The sequence below is a fragment of the Desmospora profundinema genome, assembly GCF_031454155.1.
In the GTDB taxonomy this organism is placed as follows: Bacteria; Bacillota; Bacilli; order Thermoactinomycetales; family DSM-45169; genus Desmospora; species Desmospora profundinema.
In genome coordinates, this window is sequence record NZ_JAVDQG010000008.1 from 1 (window position 1) to 18,063 (window position 18,063).

General features: G+C 51.7%; 19 protein-coding genes. 13 read left to right on the plus strand and 6 right to left on the minus strand.

From position 1 onward, the window contains the following. The 3 genes from JOE21_RS15190 to JOE21_RS15200 all read left to right on the plus strand — a co-directional run. On the plus strand, window positions 1–314 hold a 314-nt coding region (locus JOE21_RS15190; RefSeq protein ID WP_309868034.1), incomplete at its 5' end, for an AHH domain-containing protein. A 140-nt stretch (window positions 315–454) separates the two neighbouring features. Then, window positions 455–1,030 carry an imm11 family protein gene (locus tag JOE21_RS15195; RefSeq protein WP_309868038.1) on the plus strand — a complete coding sequence of 192 codons (576 nt, stop codon included), beginning with the start codon at window positions 455–457 and terminating at the stop codon, window positions 1,028–1,030. A gap of 147 nt (window positions 1,031–1,177) precedes the next feature. Continuing rightward, the gene (locus JOE21_RS15200; RefSeq protein ID WP_309868040.1) at window positions 1,178–1,492 is read left to right on the plus strand and encodes an SMI1/KNR4 family protein; all 315 of its coding nucleotides are present in this window, start codon (window positions 1,178–1,180) and stop codon (window positions 1,490–1,492) included. Between the two features lie 130 nt (window positions 1,493–1,622). Here JOE21_RS15200 and JOE21_RS15205 read toward each other — a convergent pair whose 3' ends face one another. Next, window positions 1,623–2,462: an IS3 family transposase gene (locus JOE21_RS15205; protein WP_309868285.1), complete on the minus strand. Its 840-nt coding sequence runs from the start codon at window positions 2,460–2,462 to the stop codon at window positions 1,623–1,625. Between the two features lie 14 nt (window positions 2,463–2,476). Further along, window positions 2,477–2,764 (minus strand): transposase, encoded by a 288-nt coding sequence (locus JOE21_RS15210; RefSeq protein ID WP_309868042.1) that lies wholly within the window; start codon window positions 2,762–2,764, stop codon window positions 2,477–2,479. 150 nt (window positions 2,765–2,914) lie between these two features. On the opposite strand from JOE21_RS15210, the gene JOE21_RS15215 reads away from it, so the two are divergent. Together JOE21_RS15215 and JOE21_RS15220 are read left to right on the plus strand one after the other, a co-directional pair. Continuing rightward, window positions 2,915–3,394, plus strand: a complete 480-nt coding sequence (locus JOE21_RS15215; protein WP_309868045.1) for a hypothetical protein — start codon at window positions 2,915–2,917, stop codon at window positions 3,392–3,394. 413 nt (window positions 3,395–3,807) lie between these two features. After that, a complete protein-coding gene (locus tag JOE21_RS15220) occupies window positions 3,808–4,218 on the plus strand; it encodes a VOC family protein (protein ID WP_309868046.1) in 411 nt (136 codons plus the stop codon). A gap of 388 nt (window positions 4,219–4,606) precedes the next feature. Here the strand turns inward: JOE21_RS15220 and JOE21_RS15225 are convergent, their stop codons facing one another. Further along, window positions 4,607–4,834 (minus strand): GNAT family N-acetyltransferase, encoded by a 228-nt coding sequence (locus tag JOE21_RS15225; RefSeq protein WP_309868048.1) that lies wholly within the window; start codon window positions 4,832–4,834, stop codon window positions 4,607–4,609. A gap of 338 nt (window positions 4,835–5,172) precedes the next feature. Then, window positions 5,173–6,015: an SDR family NAD(P)-dependent oxidoreductase gene (locus JOE21_RS15230; protein ID WP_309868050.1), complete on the minus strand. Its 843-nt coding sequence runs from the start codon at window positions 6,013–6,015 to the stop codon at window positions 5,173–5,175. Between the two features lie 188 nt (window positions 6,016–6,203). Between JOE21_RS15230 and JOE21_RS15235 the strand changes: the two genes are divergently transcribed. Continuing rightward, on the plus strand, window positions 6,204–6,938 hold the full coding sequence (locus JOE21_RS15235; RefSeq protein ID WP_309868053.1) for an NUDIX hydrolase: 735 nt from the start codon (window positions 6,204–6,206) through the stop codon (window positions 6,936–6,938). Between the two features lie 81 nt (window positions 6,939–7,019). Here the strand turns inward: JOE21_RS15235 and amyS are convergent, their stop codons facing one another. Then, window positions 7,020–8,567, minus strand: coding sequence for an alpha-amylase (amyS, locus tag JOE21_RS15240; protein WP_309868056.1), 1,548 nt, complete (start codon window positions 8,565–8,567; stop codon window positions 7,020–7,022). A 328-nt stretch (window positions 8,568–8,895) separates the two neighbouring features. Here amyS and JOE21_RS15245 point away from each other — a divergent pair, with 328 nt between their 5' ends. The 7 genes from JOE21_RS15245 (at window position 8,896) to JOE21_RS17820 (ending at window position 16,104) form a co-directional block, all read left to right on the plus strand. After that, window positions 8,896–9,891 carry a LacI family DNA-binding transcriptional regulator gene (locus tag JOE21_RS15245; protein ID WP_309868059.1) on the plus strand — a complete coding sequence of 332 codons (996 nt, stop codon included), beginning with the start codon at window positions 8,896–8,898 and terminating at the stop codon, window positions 9,889–9,891. A gap of 63 nt (window positions 9,892–9,954) precedes the next feature. Continuing rightward, window positions 9,955–12,039 (plus strand): amylo-alpha-1,6-glucosidase, encoded by a 2,085-nt coding sequence (locus tag JOE21_RS15250; RefSeq protein ID WP_309868062.1) that lies wholly within the window; start codon window positions 9,955–9,957, stop codon window positions 12,037–12,039. 205 nt (window positions 12,040–12,244) lie between these two features. Next, on the plus strand, window positions 12,245–13,474 hold the full coding sequence (locus JOE21_RS15255) for an ABC transporter substrate-binding protein (RefSeq protein ID WP_309868064.1): 1,230 nt from the start codon (window positions 12,245–12,247) through the stop codon (window positions 13,472–13,474). A 60-nt stretch (window positions 13,475–13,534) separates the two neighbouring features. After that, entirely contained in the window at window positions 13,535–14,488 is a 954-nt protein-coding gene (locus tag JOE21_RS15260; protein ID WP_309868066.1) for a carbohydrate ABC transporter permease, read from the plus strand. A 15-nt stretch (window positions 14,489–14,503) separates the two neighbouring features. After that, a complete protein-coding gene (locus JOE21_RS15265; protein WP_309868068.1) occupies window positions 14,504–15,322 on the plus strand; it encodes a carbohydrate ABC transporter permease in 819 nt (272 codons plus the stop codon). Window positions 15,323–15,438: 116 nt separating this feature from the next. Further along, a complete protein-coding gene (locus JOE21_RS15270) occupies window positions 15,439–15,864 on the plus strand; it encodes a PH domain-containing protein (protein WP_309868071.1) in 426 nt (141 codons plus the stop codon). Window positions 15,865–15,969: 105 nt separating this feature from the next. Beyond that, the gene (locus JOE21_RS17820; RefSeq protein ID WP_374709391.1) at window positions 15,970–16,104 is read left to right on the plus strand and encodes a hypothetical protein; all 135 of its coding nucleotides are present in this window, start codon (window positions 15,970–15,972) and stop codon (window positions 16,102–16,104) included. Window positions 16,105–16,188: 84 nt separating this feature from the next. Here JOE21_RS17820 and JOE21_RS15275 read toward each other — a convergent pair whose 3' ends face one another. Continuing rightward, on the minus strand, window positions 16,189–17,931 hold the full coding sequence (locus JOE21_RS15275) for a hypothetical protein (protein WP_309868073.1): 1,743 nt from the start codon (window positions 17,929–17,931) through the stop codon (window positions 16,189–16,191). Window positions 17,932–18,063: the final 132 nt, after the last annotated feature.

Consider the following 18,063-nt stretch of genomic DNA (forward strand, 5'->3'; position numbering starts at 1 on the left):
GATCCGGTCCCACTGTTCTGGCGTTAAGTCATGTCGTGTACTCATCATATTCACATCTTAACATCTATCGAAATATTTTTGAAATAGGTTCTAAAAGCTGCTGGTGTCCTCCTTATCCCAATGCGGCTCATCATATTGTTCCCTGGGATGACCCTAGAGCAGTACCGGCTCAAAGGATATTAAGAGAATATGGAATAGAAACTGAATCGGCGGTAAATGGTGTATTTCTGCCATACAAGGGAAGTAAATATGTAGGAGATGAAGCGTTGCACAGAGGGAATCATGGGGAAAGTTATGTGAGGAAAGTTATGTGAGGAAAGTTAATAATAGATTAGATAAATTACAAGAAGAGGGTGGTACACGTGAAGATATAATTGATGAACTAAATCAGATAAGAAAGGAACTTCTAGACGGTTCTTTGCAACTAAATTAACAACTGTCAGAGGTGTTATCCATGAAAGTTTGGTTACTACAAAGCAAACTAGATGTGGGGTTTGAAAGTCTTCAACTAGTCAATTTTGATCATGATTATGACAAATATTTCAGGAACATCAAGAAACCCAATTCGATAAAAGATGTATGGGGGAATGTAGAGGTTTATACTCTAACTGAAGGGGGTGAAGGGTATAAAAGCGATTTTCCTCATTTTTGGGGCAAAGGAAGTGCCCCTGTTTTCTCAGAAGAAGCATTAAATGTTGTCTATGACTTAATTGAAGATAAAGTTGAAGCATTACCATTAAACCATCCGGAACATAAATACTTTGCAATTCATGTGTTAAATGCAGTTGATGCTATTGATTACAATAATTCAATAGTTAAAGTGATGAAATCAGGACTTAGAGCTGGGTTTAAAAAGTGCTCTTTTTTACAAGAGAAAATTATTGGTCAACATATGTTTAAAATTTATTTGGATGACCGGGTTCAATCTGAAGCTTTTGTTTCAGACGAGTTCAAAGAAAGAGTAACGTCAAGTTCGTTGGTTGGATATGAATTTATAGAGGTATGGGATTCCGAAAAAGTCGATTTGTGATGTTGCTCATACTTTTGCCCCCGTTTCGGGGGATTTTATTTGATACTTAATAATTCAACGATATGGACCAGTAAGGCATACTGTTTGGTGTGAAATATGGGGTAGTCAAAAAGAAAGATAGGGGGTTTACTGTGAAATGGGTAAAATTTGATCAACCTCTTTGAACTTGAAGATCAATTGGGAGTTACGTTACCACAGGACTTTGTTGAGTGGTTTAAACAATATGAGGATCCAGAAGATGTAGCCTGGGTTGATGTTGAAGGTGTACCATATAGTATAGATGAATTTTATGGACCAGGCCATTTTTTAGAAGGAATGGATACGTTTTTTAGAGGGAGAGAAGAGTATAAAGCATATGGTGTAGTTGTTCCATTTGCTTTTGATACAACATTAAATGGATTCTGCTTTTTTATCCAAAAGATAGTAAGGAGACATCAGAAGTTTTTTAAGACGGAGGGATGATGATCTTTCAGAAGTCCTTGAAGGTAATGGTATTAAAAAATCATTGTATATCAGTCAGACATTGCAAGGATTCTTGGACAAATAGTATACAGATGAGGACTAGCGTAATGCCCCCCATAAGTCCAGACAATTAAGCCGCAGTTGAAGTAAGAGATTGGCGAAATCCTACAGGTGAGCGATAACGTAAGGCAGAATGTGGTCTTTCGTGGTTGTAAAAAGCAATAAAGTCGTCCAGATCTTGCTGGGCTTGGGCAAAGGAGTCATACTCCTGTAACCAGACACTTTCTTCTTTCAACGTTCGAAACCAGCGTTCGATATAGGCATCCCCATCATGGTTGTTGTATCCCATACGTTCGTGCCGAATCCCAGCTGCTTTCATCGCTTGGACGAACCGACGACTGGTCATTTGGCAGCCGTTATCACTTCGAATCGTCAACCCTTGTCCATACACACCGTCAGGAAAGCGAGTATGAAGCGCTTGATTCACCGCTTGCAACAACTCCGTGGTGCGACAAAAACGGGAAAAAGAGTAATCCACGATCTCTTTGTCATACTCATCAATAACGGCAAACAAATACCCCCAGCCGTCTTTTCCACACCAAATCTTCGTCATATCCACTTGAAGATGCTCGTTGGAGCGCTGAACCGATATCGATCCTCGACGTTTTTTCCGTTTGGCTTGATATCGAAGGGAACACACCGTCAGCCCCATCTCTTTCATCAACCGAAGAATCCGTTTGTGGTTTACCTGGTAACCGTACTCTTTTTTTAACCAGACTCGGATTCGGCGATATCCATAGGTGGGAAATCGTCCACATAACGTACGAATGGCTTCACGCAACCGGGTATCACTTGGCCTCGACTTGGAAGATGAAGTTTTTTTCAGAAGGGCATATCCATAGGTTCGATTTAAACGAAGGGCTGAGGTAATCGTGGGGACCGAATACCCTTCGTGAGCCAGTGTCTGCACCAGCTCTCGTGTGCTTACCTCCGGCCCCAATCGGCCTTTTTTCGCAAGATCTCAATCTGCATTTCTTTTTCTCCCAGCAACGATTTGGCCTCCTTCAACTCTTCTTCCAGTTGCTTTTCTCGCTGGGAAGGAGTCGTACGAAGAGCCGAACGTCCCCCTTCTAAAAAGGCTTCCCGCCACCGATAGTATTGGGGTTGAGCGATGTGATGCCGTCGGCATACCTCTGATATATTTGCCTCTGGAGCCATCCCTTCCAACACAATTTCCATCTTCTTTTCCGCACTCCACTTTCTCCGTCCCATAAAAACGACCCCTTTCATCCCCTTTGTTCTAACTTAACATGTGTCTGGGGTCTTACGGGGTCAGTATAGTGCAACATAAGGTGCATACGAAAAACACACATACTGGTGGCCGTCCGATTTGGGGAGGCAATGTTGGGAGGTAAGAGAAAGGTGATAACGGAATGTCATAAGAGGTCTATCAGAAACAACATTGATGCTGAAATGAAAAGTACGGTTAACGAAATAAAACGAATGTTTCAGTATCCATTTCATCCGGAAACAAAGTATCTGAAATTAGAGTTCGAAGGCCACTCAGGAACATTCGGCTTTTATCCAAAAATATACAATGATAATGGTGAAGAATTAGAGGAAAATGCGCATGGTGAACTCTTAGAAAGTACCGAGTTTAGTGATTTAGATTTTGGGTATTTAACTTTCAATAGCCTAAAGTACGAGAATGATTTCGATCTAATCTTTGAGTTAGATCAGTATTCAAAGGAATATCTCTTCGAATGGTTCCGTGCGCTTTTTATGGAACATGGAGGAGCAAACTTTCCTATCACAACGATCCTTCATGAACACGATGCATTAAAGGCTTACCACTTGCAAAAGGGAATATGGATTGATCAATATGACAAGGATTTCATTTAAGAAAAAAGCACTTTTGTAGAACGCGATAATCCGTCGTTTTGTCAGAGTTTACCCTTCGGCAAAACGGCGTTTTTTTGTAATAGCAGAGGTGATTAGATCCTGTCTGGTAATTTAATTTTCCGTGAGTAGAAGGGGGGCGGGTATGGCTTTTGGTTCGCCTTTGCACTCACAGAGCACAAGTCTCGCCCGGGTCACTATTGTTCCTTGGTCTCGCTATGCGCTTTTTGCAACGAAACGAAGACAGCCATACCGCCCTGAGATCTCGCGCTACGGATTGTTCAGACACGCCCTAGCCAGAGTAATTTCGTGCGGTACGCATAGGATAGTGCTTTTATGTTCAAGTGAGAAATATTTACAATACATTTTTTTATAGTGTACCATGGAGATAGATGTCTACAAGGAGGAGAGAAAAAATGGAGAATGAATGGACTCCTCAGGGTTATGCTTCTGTGACGCCGGCCCTCATTGTGAATGGTGCAACTCGGTTGATCGCTTTTTTGTGCGAGGTATTTGATGCGGAAACGCTGAACCGTTCAATTGATGAAACAGGAAGGATCGGTCATGCTGAGATACGGATCGGTCATGGGATCATTGAAGTCTTCGATGCAAATGAAGCATCGTCCAGCCATCAAAATGGCTTACATGTCTTTGTCAGAGATACGGATGAATGTTACAGACGTGCATTAAAGGCGGGGGCTACCTCATTGTATGAGCCGGCAGATATGCCATATGGGGAAAGAAGCGCAGGTGTGAAAGACGAATTCGGTAACAGTTGGTTTATCGCCACGTTTCAAAGAGGCAAGAATCGTGGGTATTACGATTGACGAGATACGGAGCACGGCACTCCCAATTATTTAGTTAGCAGATCATTCCGCTCTTGGAACAGTGCCGTGAGCAGATGGGTGCCGTTCGCCCTGTTCGCCAACATCCATCTCCCTGTGATACACCGTTCCATCACATTTCTCTTTGCATAAACATCACGATCAAAAGAGAGGACGTCCCGGACGTTGGTTGCGTCGTTCCTTTTGATCCCGTCGTTCGGGAATCAAAAGCGAAAACAAAGATTTACCGGCCTCGACGTAGGCTGGTTTCATTGTGTATAGTGGGCACCGCTACGCTAAATCCGCCTTCTGCATAGTCAAAGATACCAAGCAAAAAACCCCTTTTTCACAAGGGGTTTTTTGCGTACTCCCTTCCGGTTCCGAAATAGAGTCAACGTTTCGGTTTCAAAGGGGCCGGGATCTCCTCTGCTTTGTTTGCCAGATACTCCGGCCGCAACTGGGACATCAACACCAGCGACTCCCGCTGGTTACCGTTTTTCCAGCATTCACGCAGCACCCCTTCCTCGACGAAGTCGAGGGATTGATAGACATGGCGGGTGCGTTGGTTGTGTTCTTTTACATCCAGCCATAATCGGTGGGCCTTCTGTTCTTCAAACACATCACGCTGAATCTGACGAAGGGCGCGTTTGCCATAACCGTTCTGCTTACTTGTGATGACGATCGCAACAGTTCGATGCTTTCATGGGGGCTGTCCAAGCCGGCCAGTATGAGGAACCCTACCATGGATCCCGCGTGGCGTTCTTCCACGATCCAGTGCCGTTTGTCCGGATCATTCAACGTATGTTGGTGTTGCTCGTGGGTCCAGCAGATGATGGTTGGGGCGTTTTCTTCGTTTTTTTCCGCCTCCAGGACCCAGGGTAAATCAGATTCTTGGGTCGGACGGAAACGGATGGATTCGTCTGGCTCCATGAGGGTGACTCCTTCCTTTCTGGTCGATCACTTTTTGATCAGGGATCGGATTCCCGCCTCTACCCACCCCCAGGGCAAACGTTTCAATCCGGCCAGTGTTTTGACATTCCGTCCCAAGGCATAGCGCAGGCGGGGACGGCTGGAGCGGGCGATCCGGCGGATGGTCTCGGCCACGTTCCGCGGGTCCCCGGCTTTGGCTTCCAGTCGATCCAGATAGGATTGGTAGGGGTAAAGCATGGAGCGGTAGGGAGAGTCGTCTTTCCGGTGGACCACGCGTCTCTTGGCGATGCCGGTGCGGTAGAATCCGGGTTCCACCAGACTGACAAAAATGTTGAAGGACAACAGTTCCAGCCGGAGGGATTCACTGTATCCTTCCATGGCAAACTTGGTGGCGCTGTATGCTCCGATGTGCGGAAAGCCGATCAGCCCGGCACCGCTGCTGATGTTGATGATTTTCCCCATTCGCCGCTTGCGCATATGGGGGAGGACGGCTTGTACCATGGAGACCGTTCCGAAAAGGTTGGTCTCGAACAGGTCCCGCCAACTGGTCAGCGGGGTTTCCTCTACGGGTCCAAACACTGCATAGCCGGCGTTGTTGACCAAGATATCGATCTGTCCGTGTTCCTCTGCTGTACCATCGACGACCGACCGAATTCGTTCTTCGTCTCGTACATCCAAAGCCTTCACTTCCAGGCGTTCCAACAGGCCCAAGCTTTTGGCTTCTTCGGTCAGGGCTCGTCCTCTGTCCGGTTCCCGCATGGTGGCGATCACATGAAAATGGGAGCGGGCCAACGAGAGAGCGGTGTAAAAGCCGATGCCGCTGGAAGAACCCGTGATCAGTGCGACGGGTGGACGCTCTTTTTTCTTCATGGTGTCACTCCTTTTCTTAGACCCCTGGTGACCGGTTGACGATTGGTTTCCTCTTTACCCCCAAGCCAATCTCCTTCATCTAAATGCGTAAAGAAGAGGAGGAACTCCCCCCTTGGCTCGACGGTAACGTTCTTCCATAATGAAGAGGAGTGTTCCTCCATCGGAGAGGAAAAAAGGGGGGAAATCACATGATCGGCATCCGGCGGACCTATCGATTGCCCACCGGGGCAGTAGCCGTCTGTGACCGGGAGTTACAGCGGGTGTGGGTGCCCCTGTACACCCGGTTTGGCGGACGGTGTGTGGGGAGATGGCTGAGCCGCAATCGCGGGGAAGTGGTGGAGTGGTGGCAATACCCTGATGATGAAACCTGGCGTCAGGGGGAATGGCGGGCGCTCAGGCGGTTTATGGAAGAGCGGAAGCAGACCCGGGCGGAATGGCTACGGGAAAAAGGGATGCAATTGAGACACGAGTCCCTTACGCCCTTGCGGGGAGGGGTTCCCCGCCACATCATTTCCGTGTTTGGAGTGGTCACCAATGATCAGGGTGAACTGCTGCTGGTACGCACCTTCTGGCGGGGGGAAACCTGGGAACCGCCGGGTGGGCAAGTGGAGGAAGGGGAAGCTTTGGATGTAGCTGTGAAGCGGGAGATCCGGGAAGAGACCGGTTTGGAAGTGGAGGTGGCAGGGGTTTCCGGGGTGTATCAAAACCTGGAAGTGGGCAATGTGGCCATCGGCTTTCGTGCCCGTGTCATCTCCGGCCAGCCTTCTCCTTCTCCGGAGACCCAGGAGGTGGCCTTTTTTCCGCCTGGGGAATGGGAAGGGAAGGTCCGGTGGGATCGCTTTCGCCTTCGGCTGAAAGAGGGACTGGAGCGGGAGCCTTTCTCTTGGTCGGAGCCGGTGGGGAAGATTCTGGTCAACAAGTGATATCTTCATCAAGAGGCATGATATTTCTTTCATCAAAAAACAGCTGCCGGATTGGTATATCGGCAGCTGTTTTTTGGTTGATCACTCTTGGATATAGACGGAAACCGATCCGCTGTTAACGGGAAACTCGCCCCAGCCGTCGGCATTGATCGTAACTCGGTTGGAGCGGTTGCGGGTCAGATCCACCCAGGTTTGACCGGCGCGGGAACGACCCACATACATCCACTTGGAACCGCCTGTACCGTCGCTCATGATGGTGGCCAATCCGGATTTGGGATGATCGGCACCCCCCTCCCGGGTCCATCCGATGATGTCGGGATGGTCCAGGTAATCGTGCTGTTTGCCGTAGGCATAGGTTTTCCGTGCTTCCAACAAGGGGTCGATGGCTCCTCTCATCGCCGGGATCCCGCCGTCGCGCGTGCCGTAATAATCCCCGTAGAACACACTGGGATAACCAGACTCCCGGGTGAGGATAAGGGCGTAGGCATGGGGCTTAAACCACTCCTGCACGGTGGATTCCAACGATTCTCCCGGTTGGGTGTCATGGTTATCGACGAAGGTGACGGCATGAATGGGATGAGTCTGGACCAGGGTGCCGTCTAAGATCCGGCGCATATCATAATGACCGCCGGCCTTGGAAGCTTCATAGAGGTTATAATGAAGGGGCACGTCAAACAGGGACATCGACCAGCCTGTTTTGTTCAGGTAGTTTTCGAGTGCGCCCCGATCGTTTTTCCAATACTCGCCCACCGCAAACAACTCTTTGCCGGTGGAGGAGCGCACATCCCGCAGCCATTCGCCCAGATAGGAAAACTGGATGTGCTTGACGGCATCCAGACGGAATCCGTCCAATGGGGCGGTGTTGACGAACCAGGTTCCCCAATTTTTCAGTTCCCGCCGCACTTCGGGATGTTCCATGTCCACATCGGCTCCCAGCAGATAGTCGTAGTTGCCGTTCTCGGTGTCCACCTCCCAATCCCATCTCTTTTCATCTCGGAATTTGTAGATGGCGTTCCGCTGACGGGACTGATCCCAATCCACTCCGTCAAAGTGGTACCAACGCCATTTGAAATCGGAATAGGTGTTTCCCCGGCCGGGAAAATCAAACCGAGTCCACGCCTGGATACGGGTGTCACCGGAGATTTCCTGGTTGCGGTTAGACGGGTTTACTTCCACGGCCATTACCGTTTCGGTAGCGTCAGCCCCCAGCTTGTGATTCAGGACCACGTCGCCATACACCTGGATACCCTGGCCGCGCAGCTGACCGATGGCGGACAGCAGCTCTCCCTTGGTTCCGTACTTGGTACGGACGGTGCCTTTCTGGTTGAATTCCCCCAGATCATATAAATCATAGGTGGCGTAGCCCACATCGTCCTGCCGCATCGCCTTGTAGGCGGGAGGGATCCAGACGGCGGTGATGCCCTTTTGTTTGAGCGAAGCAGCATCTTGACCCAGGCGATTCCAGTGGTTTCCGTCATTGACCAAGTGCCATTCAAAGTACTGAAACATCGTGCCGTTGGTCCCCGTGTGATGAGCTTCGGCCGGTTGTTCCGCCTGGAGGGGGATGAGCAGGGTCAAGACCAGCAGGGCGGCGAGGGCGGTCAGGGAGAGGCGTTTCCAGTGAAACATGAACGGTTCCTCCTTTAAATCAGATGGAGCTGATGAGGTCCGTGGGTGATATGGATAGGGAAAAGGGGAGAAAGCGCTTCCATTTAAAAGGTTGTAAAATGCGCAAAAATGGCTCTATGTAAATAATGCAAGCGGTTTCATCAGCTAACATTATTATATATCAGGGATCTCTCAAATAGAAATAGATTGATTGCATTTTTTTGCAAATGCCCTTCTCTGCAGGAAATGTCTCGGTTGGCTCTTTTTTTGAAAGAAAGCGTTTTCTTATTGACAACCTTTTGTTTCTTTGGGTAGTATGGTTCTGAAAACGTTTTCGGGAGGTTCGCGCATGACCGTTACCATCAAGGACATCGCCAAACAGGCAGGGGTGTCCATCACGACGGTGTCCCGTGCCATGAACGGCTATCGGGATATCCACCCTGAAACCCGAAAACGGGTGCTCCAAATCGCCGAAGAGATGAATTATCGACCCAGCGGGATCGCCCGCAGCCTGGTGATGAAACAATCCAAAACCATCGGTCTCATCATCTCTGAGATGACACGGTCGCGCACCGGCCATCATTTCTTGTTCGATGTCATCTCCGGCGTGAATGATCGCGCGATGGCTTTGGGTTATGATCTGATCCTGGCCACTACCAGTCCTGACGAGCAGCACATGGTTCCCTATATGGAACTGTGTCATCGTCGTCAATTGGACGGTGTGATCCTGTCGGGAGTCCGGACCAAGGATCCATACCTCCAGGAGGTGTTGGACTCCGCCATTCCCTGTGTACTGATCGATGTGCCGCTGCTGGGGAAAACATGCAGTCACATCACCTTGGACAACCGCAAAGGGGCGCAGCAGGCCGTGGAGTATTTGATCCGTTCCGGCCACCGCCGCATCGGCTTTATCAACGGTCATCGCGAAGCCTTCGTCAGTGAAGAGCGCTTGCTGGGTTACCAACATGCGATGGAGGAAGCCGGATTGAAGGGGGAGTGGGTGTTTTACGGAGATTTTGATGATGCTTCCGGCCGGGAGGGTGTGTGTCACTTGTTGGAGAAAGATCCCGATCTGACCGCTTTTTTCTGTGCCAGCGATTTAATGGCGGTCGGGGCGATGAGGGAACTGGAAGGAATGGGAAAAAAAGTGCCGCAGGATGTGAGTGTGATCGGATTTGACGACATTGATCTGGCTCATTATGTGACACCGATGCTCAGCACGGTTCACCAGCCGCGGTATCGGTTTGGCACACAGGCCGTGGATGTGATTGTCGGCATGCTGGAAGGGGAACAAGGAAAATCGGTGGTGTTGGAGCCGGAATTGTTGATTCGGGAAAGTACTTAATTTTTTTCGATCTGACCGAAAACGTTTCCGTGAACGTTTTCGGAGAATGTGGAGGGAATCCGCTTGACACAAGTCATCAAAGAAGGCAATCACTTTTTTTACAGCGACGACTGGGGCCATTTACCCGAGAACAACCAGCAGGGACTGGGTTTGTATTACCGGGATACCCGTTTTTTAAGCAAGTTGGAGTGGGAGTTGGACGGGGTGGGAATCATCCCTCTCCACGCCAAAGCCGACGGTGCCCATAGTGTGTACCGATACACCAACCAAAGCGTGGAGCAGGAAGGGACGGTCTCTTTTTGGCGTGAGTCCTTGGAGATTGAGCGGCAATGCTGGCTCCATGACGGGGTGTTGGTAGAACAATTCCGCTTTGCCAATCTGGATCGCAACCCGTTGGAGACCCACTTGATCGTGCGGATGGATGCTGACTTTGCCGACATGTTTATCGTGCGCGGCTACCAGGATGGGAAAGTGGGTGAGAAGCAGTCGGTTCAAAGGACCGGCGCAGGTCTTCGTTTCTCCTATCATGGAGCCGATGACGTCACCCGGTCCCTGGAAGTGAAGGCGGAACCGGCGGGTCGGTCCTGGGAAGACGGGAGGTTGATGATTCCTCTCTCCCTTGCACCTGGTGAGGAGCAGGAGGTGAAGCTGACCTACGTGCCGGCCGCGGGCGAGAAAACGATGAAAGTCGTCCCGCCGGAAGGCACCTTCCACACGGTGCGCCAGGCAGAGGAAGAATGGATTCGCCAATATCCGCAAGTAGATTCGGATAGTTCTGACTTTAATGAGATGTACCGGCGCGGGTTGGCGGACATGCGGATGCTTCTTACGGATGTAGGGGATGGTCCCTTCCCGGTGGCCGGGCTTCCCTGGTATGCCGTCCCCTTTGGCCGGGACAGTCTGATCGCGGCTTGGCAGAGTGTGGCGGTGCAGCCGGAGTGGGCTAAGGCCACCATCCGCACGATGGCCCGCCACCAGGGAGAAAAGGTGGATGGGTGGCGGGATGAGGAACCGGGAAAGATCCTCCACGAAATCCGCTATGGCGAGTTGGCCGCAACCGGTCAGATTCCTTTCACCCCCTACTACGGCACGGTGGACGCCACTCCCCTCTTCCTGCTTCTGATCGGGGAGGTCTACCGGTGGACCGGGGATGAGGCGTTTGTGCAGGAATACGCGGACGCCGCCAAAAAAGCGTTTCGCTGGATCGAGGAGTACGGCGATCCCGACGGACGGGGTTACACGGTTTACCAGCGCAAATCGGAAAAGGGAATCGGAAACCAGGGCTGGAAGGATTCCGCCGATTCCGTTGTCCACCGCGATCACACCTTGGCGGAAGCGCCGATCGCACTGGTTGAGGTGCAGGGATACGTATACCAGGCACAGCGGATCTGGTCGTCTCTTTTCCGCCGGCTGGGGGAGGATGACTGGGCGGATAGGCTGATTCAACAGTCTGATGCGCTTCAGGAGCGCTTTCAGCGTGACTTTTGGATGGCGGATGAATCGTTTCCGGCTTTGGCGCTGGACAAAGAGGACCGCCAAGTAGGGTCCGTCACGTCCAACCCCGGACATTGCCTGATCGGTGGCATCCTGGGTGAGGAGCAGGCGGCCTCGGTAGCCCGTCGGCTTCTTGCTCCGGACCTTTTCTCCGGATGGGGGATCCGCACCATGAGCCGAAAAGCCCGTTCCTATAACCCGATGAGTTACCATAACGGGTCTGTCTGGCCCCATGACAATTCTCTCATCCTGCTGGGTTTAAAGGAATCCGGCTTTGATCGCGAAGCGGAAACGCTGATGCAAGGATTGATCGATACGGCGGCGCAATTTGAGGGACATCGGCTGCCGGAACTCTTTTGCGGATACGGCCGCGAAGAAGGGGAGCCCGTCCCGTATCCGGTGGCGTGTTCACCCCAAGCATGGGCGGCGGGAACGGCTTTCGTCCTGCTGCAGGTGATGACCGGGTTGAACCCGGATCCCGAACGGGGTCGAATCGAGCTTCGGCCGTCCCTTCCTCCCGATCTGTCATGGCTGCACGTCAGAAACCTGCGAGTGGGATCCGGACACATCGATCTTCGTCTGGTCCGCTCTCACGGTGTCGTCCATGCCCAGGTGGAACGAAACACGACCGGATGGCCGGTGGAAATGGGTTAGGGCCTGTCTGGTAATTCTATCTTCGGTAAGTAAAAGGGAGGGTCGGTATGGCTGGCGGAGAGCCTTTGCGCTTTTTGCAACGAAACGAAGACAGCCATACCGACCCGGGGCTCGTGCTACGGATTGTTCAGACGCGCCCTAAAAACCTCAGAATCCCGCTCTCTCAAAAGAGAGGGATACCCATATATAAGAGAGGATGAGTTCCATGAGGCGTACACGGTTGGTTTATTTACTGGCGGTTGTCTCCATCCTGTCATTGCTGATGTCCGCATGCGGAGGCGGTTCCGGTGCCGATGGAGGGAGCGATGAGATCCGCATCGGCGCACAGTTGTCCAGTCCGGCGGAACGAAAGATCCTGGAGGAGCAGATCCAAGCGTTTGAAGAGAAGAACCCGGGCATTCAAGTCCGCATCCAAGCCATCACCGACGATTATCTGAAAGAGATGCAAACCTTGATCGGCGCCAAACGGGAGCCCGATGTGTTTTATCTCGACAGTATGCCGGCGCCGGATTTGGTCAACCTGGACGTGTTGGAGCCGCTGGACGAATACATCCAAGCAAGCGGCCTGGATCCTTCCGATTTTGAAGATGCGTTGATCGAAGCTTACACCAAGAACGATTCGATTTACGGTTTGCCCAAGGATTACAACACCCTGGCCCTCTTCTACAATAAACAGATGTTTGAAAAAGAAGGATTGGAGCCTCCCACCACCTGGGAAGAGTTGCGGGATGCGGCCAAAAAGCTGACCAAAGACGGAAGGAAAGGATTTGCCATTAACCCCGAGCTGGCCCGCTATCAACCGTTTGTCTACCAGAACGGCGGAGCCGTGCTGGATGAAGACGGGAAGGCGACACTGGATCGGAAAGAAAACGTGGAGGCATTAACGTTCTTCACCTCTCTCTTCCTGGAAGATCAGTCCACCGGTGTCCCGAATGATCTGGGGGTGGAGTGGGCCGGTGACGCCTTCGCCGAAGAAAAAGCAGCGATGGTGTATGAAGGGGGCTGGATGATCCCCTTCCTGAAGGAAAAAGCGCCGGACCTGGAATACGGCATCGTCGAACTTCCCGTCAAGGAGGAAGGGATGGAAAACTCCAACCTGGCCTTCACGGTGGCGTACGTGATGTCGAAAAACAGTAAAAACAAAGAGGCCGCTTTTCAACTGATTGAATTCCTCACCAGTGACGAAGGGCAGACATACGTGGTGGACAGCGGACTGGCCCTGCCTTCCCGTAAATCGATGGGCGAAAAGTTTATCGAAGAGTATCCGGAACGGGAAGCGTTTGTGAAAGGGGCCGCGTATGCAGAGCCCTTTCAATACGGCGATTACGGCAATAAGTTTGCCGACGAGGCCAGCAAAGCGGCGGAATCGGTGGTGCTGAAACAGGAAAAATCCGTGGAAAATGCCCTTAAGAAGGCACAGGAACGGGTGGAATGACCGAAAGATAAGGGAGGGAGCCGCCGTGCTCCCTTCCGCCCTTGAAAGGAGGCTCGGTATATGGACATGGACCACCCCAGAAAACCGCAACCGGCTCCCCTGTCCCGGATGCAGCCGCCATCGCCGGGAAAGAAAACAAGGTGGACCAGTGATCCCGTCATGGGCTATCTGTTCACCTTGCCGGTGATCGCTTCCCTGTCTGTCTTCTTAATCGGTCCGATCCTTTACGCCTTTTATCTCAGCTTTCAGCAGTTTACATTTCTCAACCCCGACTTGTCCCAATTTGTCGGATGGGATAACTACATGCGCTTGTTGCAAGATGAACGCTTTCATACGGCATTGAAGAACACCTCTTTTTATTCCCTGGGAGTGGTGCCGGTTCAAGTGAGCATCGCCTTGCTGCTGGCCTTGATCGTCAACAGCCGCATCCGGGGGAAGACCTTTTTCCGGGTCGCTTATTTCCTGCCTACGGTCACCTCTACCGTCGCCGTATCTGTCATGTTCCTGTTTTTATTCAAACGGGATGGGCTGGTGAACGCGCTTCTGTCTTTCTTCGGGGTGGAGGGGCGCAGTTGGATGCTGGATATCGATTTTGCGTTGCCTTCGATCATGTTGATGGCCGTGTGGACTACGGTGGGCCAATTCATGGTGATTTACCTGGCCGGTCTGCAGGATATTCCATCCGACCTCTATGAAGCGGCGGAGGTGGACGGGGCGGGTCCGTTCCGGCAGTTTTGGCACATTACACTGCCGCTCTTAAAGCCGACCACCTTCTTTATCGTGGTGATGTCGATCATCGGCACCTTCCAGGTGTTTGATCAGATGTACGTCATCTCCAAGGGAGAAGGCGGACCGTTGGATTCCACTTTGACGGTGGTGTTGTACCTGTACAATGTAGCATTTAAGGATTTTGAAATGGGTTACGCATCGGCGATCGCCTTTTTCCTGTTTGCCGTCATACTCGTCCTCACTCTGGTTCAGCGCAGATTTTTCGGTGAAGAGACACGGATGTAAAGGAGGGGTTCCCCCATGTGGAACCGCCTATTGCGGATTTTATTCTACATCGTGGTGGTGGGATATGCTTGCCTCACACTGGGCCCCTTCCTGTGGTCCATCTACACCACTTTCAAAACGACGCCGGACATCAACCGGTTGTGGGTACCGTTATCGGATCTCACCATCGCCAACTATGTCCACATCATTTTGAGCGATCAATATCCCTTTGCCCGTTGGTTCTTAAACAGTATCGTAGTGGCGGTAATTGTCACGGTCGGCAACCTCGTTTTTAATTCGATGGCGGGGTACGCCCTGGCACGGATCGATTTTCCCGGCCGGACGGTGTTGTTTGTCACCATTCTGGCGGTGATGATGGTGCCGGGCCAGGTGATCCTGGTTCCGATGTACATCCTCTTGTCCAATCTGGATTGGATCAATTCCTATGCCGGGCTGACGGTACCGTTTTTGGTGCAGAGCTTCGGGATCTTTCTCATGCGTCAGTTTTTCCTGTCGGTCCCACGGGAGCTGGAAGAGGCGGCCTTTCTCGACGGTCTCAGCCGTTGGGGGACGTTTTGGCGGATTGTGATGCCCCTGGCCAAACCTGCGCTGGCAGCCCAGACCATCTTCATCTTTATGGGAAACTGGAACAGCTTTATGTGGCCCAACCTGTTGGCCAGCACCGATGATATGTATACCTTGCCCGTCGGCCTCAACACGTTGTACGGCGAGTATGACGCGTTCTGGAACAGCATTCTCGCCGGCGCCATGTTTATGACCGTGCCCGTGATTATTGTATTTATCTTGTTTCAACGTCATTTCATCAAAGGAATTTCGACGACGGGTATAAAGTGAAGGGGTTGGGTAACGGGACGGTTCCATCCTTCCTTTCAGACAGGCTTCTCTTGACGTTTTCCCGGGAAATGATACAGTGGAAAATGGTAAGAAGCGCCATGGAAGGAGCGAACGGCATGAAGGAAGAAACGCTGTGGGAAGGGACCACGTCCCATGTGGCCAAGTTGGGGACTTATCTCTTGTGTCTGTTATTCTGTTGGTTGCTAGTGCCGATTTTTGTCGCGATTTGGACGGCGATCAAGCTGAAGTCCACCCGTTATCAGTTGACGACCGAGCGGCTCCGGATTACGGAAGGGATCTTGTCTAAACGGACGGAAGTGGTGGAGCTGTATCGGGTGCGGGATATGAGTCTGGAAAAGCCGTTCCTTTATCGGATTTTTTCCAAAGGCAACATTCTCCTCATCACCTCGGATCAAAGCGCCCCCAATGTCCTAATGGAAGCCGTCCCTGATGCGGATCAGTTGATGGATGTTCTCCGCAAACATGTGGAAGTGTGTCGGGACAAAAAACGGGTGCGGGAAATCGGAGTGGACGGATTTTAATAGAGACAGCACAAAGAAGCCCAGACCAATCGGTCTGGGTTTTTTCAAGCCGATACCTGATGGTATCTATGAAGGGATACTGAAAAAGTCGAGTGGAGCCTAGGCATGTGTCGATGGCTATACAACAGTATGCTGGAACAACGCCGTTTCGCTTACAGGAGACGTGGTCTCTCCTTGAGCTATCATAAGCAAGCGACCGAACTTCCTTCATTGAAAAAGGAAATCCCTGCTTTTAAATAGGTTCACTCCCAGGTCCTACAGCAAGTGGTGAAGCGTCTCGGCCTTGCTTTTCAACACTTTTTCCGCCGCGTTTCGGGTCCTTCCCTAATCCGTTATCCAAAAGTATATCCCGAAACCCGCCACTGCGATGATCATCACAGCGTACACCCATTTTTCCGCTTTGGAACCATGGAGTAAATAGGTGAAGACAGAAATGAGAGGCAGAGTAAAGTACCACAGCAACTCTCGGGGCTCGGCCCATCCCAGCCATCGGGCGAGAGAGTGTAGGACGTAAAGCGCTGCTACTCCGAAGAGATAAATCCCCACTGCCGACCGCAAGCGTTTTCTCCAGGAGGGAGCAGCAGGCGGCTGAGGACTTTTTTCTTCCTGCTCAGCTGGAACCACTTTTCCCGTTTCGATTCTGTTACCATCTACCCACAGGTGGTAATCGTACTGGTTGTCCGCTGGATCGTACTCGATCTGCATCTGACAGGAAAGGCCATCCACATAAAAGTGAAAGGTGGCTTCCGGGTTCCATCGCCGTTTTTTTAAAACGGGCTCCCCGTCCACACGGATTTGGCAGACTCCTCCCAGCCACCACCACTGGTGGTGAAGCTCCACCCGTCGGACTCCTTGGGGCGTACGGAACATCCACCACTTGGGTCGTCCGCCGGCGGGAATCACCTTTAGGGGGAGCATGTCTTCACCGGTGGCTGCGTTGGTGCCGTCGACAAACAAGTGGGCCCGGTGCGTAAATGTTCCAGGCTGGAACAGGACTGCGCACGAATGTTTGCCGATGGCAAAGGGATGCCAGCTGTCGCCTAAGTCCCACAGCGACGTTTTCGCCACTTCGACGCCGTCGACGCGTATGCGCTGTGTGAAGGTTCCGTCCACCTCCACCCGGTGGGGACCGTCTGTCAGCTCCAGATCCCACGCATCATGGGTACTCTCCGCTTCCACTTCCGTTATCTCTGGTTCCGTTATTTCCGGCGGTTGCACGGATTCTCCCGTGATCAGCGATCGCCCGTCCAGCACCAGCAGGTATTCATACTCAAAATCCCGCATTTCCCGCACCTGCACCATCACATGGTGACCGGACCAGCGAAAGGAATACCAGCTCTCCTTTCGATCCTCCCAAAACGGGCCGGTAGAGCCTGCTTCTTTTCCATCCACCCACAGGGTGGCCCGGCTGCGAAAAGGACGGTGTTCAAACCGAAACAGGTGGGAGGTTTCGTCCACTTTCCCCATCCAAGCGAATCCGCCTTCATTGGCCAGGAGGCGGGCAGGCGCGATCATTTGCCCGGTGGTTACCGAGCGGCCGTCTACGGAACAATCATAACGAAAGGAAAAGTCCTCGGTTTCCCGGATGTGGATGCCGACACGATGACCACACATCGGGAGAAAAGCATCCCCCTCGTCGGAACGGATGTCCATCGTCAGATTGGTCACCGGATCCCTGTTTAGTTCCAGCAGAATGGAGCCGGTCATCACTTTGTGACGCATGCCGATTTGGATCCGCTGTCCGCAAAGATCGATGTCCCACCGTCTGTAGCCCCCATTATAAGGGGTACTTTCCCGGATCCAGACGCTGTTTTGGGTGACGACGGATAGACCGTCGAGAGAACAGTCATAGCGCCAACCTGCCGCTTCCCGTAAGTCTTCGTAAAGGTGGATTCCCAAAAGCCGGCTTCCGATCCGGGTGAGATGATGACTCGATTCCAGGCGGGGGATCTTCCACTCCATCACAGGGTCTCCGTCCACCTGTACGGTTCCTTTCTTTCCTTTGTGCTGCAGTTGGACGATGCGTTTTTCACCGTCTACATCCACTTTCCATTGTGTAAGCCCCATATGTTCGACCCCTGTTCATGATGTTTGGGCTTGGAGGAATGTTCTTTTCACCCCTTTTTCAGTATAAGGGAGGGAAAGTTAGAGGGACAGGGTGAGTTCACAATGGGGGAGGAAGGGACGGCGGGAAACATT

Excerpts from the sequence above, each read along its gene's own strand:
- JOE21_RS15210 (WP_309868042.1), bottom strand. The coding sequence starts at position 2,764 with ATGGGACGGAGAAAGTGGAGTGCGGAAAAGAAGATGGAAATTGTGTTG.
- JOE21_RS15230 (WP_309868050.1), bottom strand. The coding sequence starts at position 6,015 with ATGAAGAAAAAAGAGCGTCCACCCGTCGCACTGATCACGGGTTCTTCC.
- JOE21_RS15255 (WP_309868064.1), top strand. The coding sequence starts at position 12,245 with ATGAGGCGTACACGGTTGGTTTATTTACTGGCGGTTGTCTCCATCCTG.
- JOE21_RS15275 (WP_309868073.1), bottom strand. The coding sequence starts at position 17,931 with ATGGGGCTTACACAATGGAAAGTGGATGTAGACGGTGAAAAACGCATC.
- JOE21_RS15220 (WP_309868046.1), top strand. The coding sequence starts at position 3,808 with ATGGAGAATGAATGGACTCCTCAGGGTTATGCTTCTGTGACGCCGGCC.
- JOE21_RS15270 (WP_309868071.1), top strand. The coding sequence starts at position 15,439 with ATGAAGGAAGAAACGCTGTGGGAAGGGACCACGTCCCATGTGGCCAAG.
- JOE21_RS17820 (WP_374709391.1), top strand. The coding sequence starts at position 15,970 with ATGTGTCGATGGCTATACAACAGTATGCTGGAACAACGCCGTTTCGCT.
- JOE21_RS15260 (WP_309868066.1), top strand. The coding sequence starts at position 13,535 with ATGGACATGGACCACCCCAGAAAACCGCAACCGGCTCCCCTGTCCCGG.
- JOE21_RS15265 (WP_309868068.1), top strand. The coding sequence starts at position 14,504 with ATGTGGAACCGCCTATTGCGGATTTTATTCTACATCGTGGTGGTGGGA.
- JOE21_RS15195 (WP_309868038.1), top strand. The coding sequence starts at position 455 with ATGAAAGTTTGGTTACTACAAAGCAAACTAGATGTGGGGTTTGAAAGT.
- amyS (WP_309868056.1), bottom strand. The coding sequence starts at position 8,567 with ATGTTTCACTGGAAACGCCTCTCCCTGACCGCCCTCGCCGCCCTGCTG.
- JOE21_RS15235 (WP_309868053.1), top strand. The coding sequence starts at position 6,204 with ATGATCGGCATCCGGCGGACCTATCGATTGCCCACCGGGGCAGTAGCC.
- JOE21_RS15245 (WP_309868059.1), top strand. The coding sequence starts at position 8,896 with ATGACCGTTACCATCAAGGACATCGCCAAACAGGCAGGGGTGTCCATC.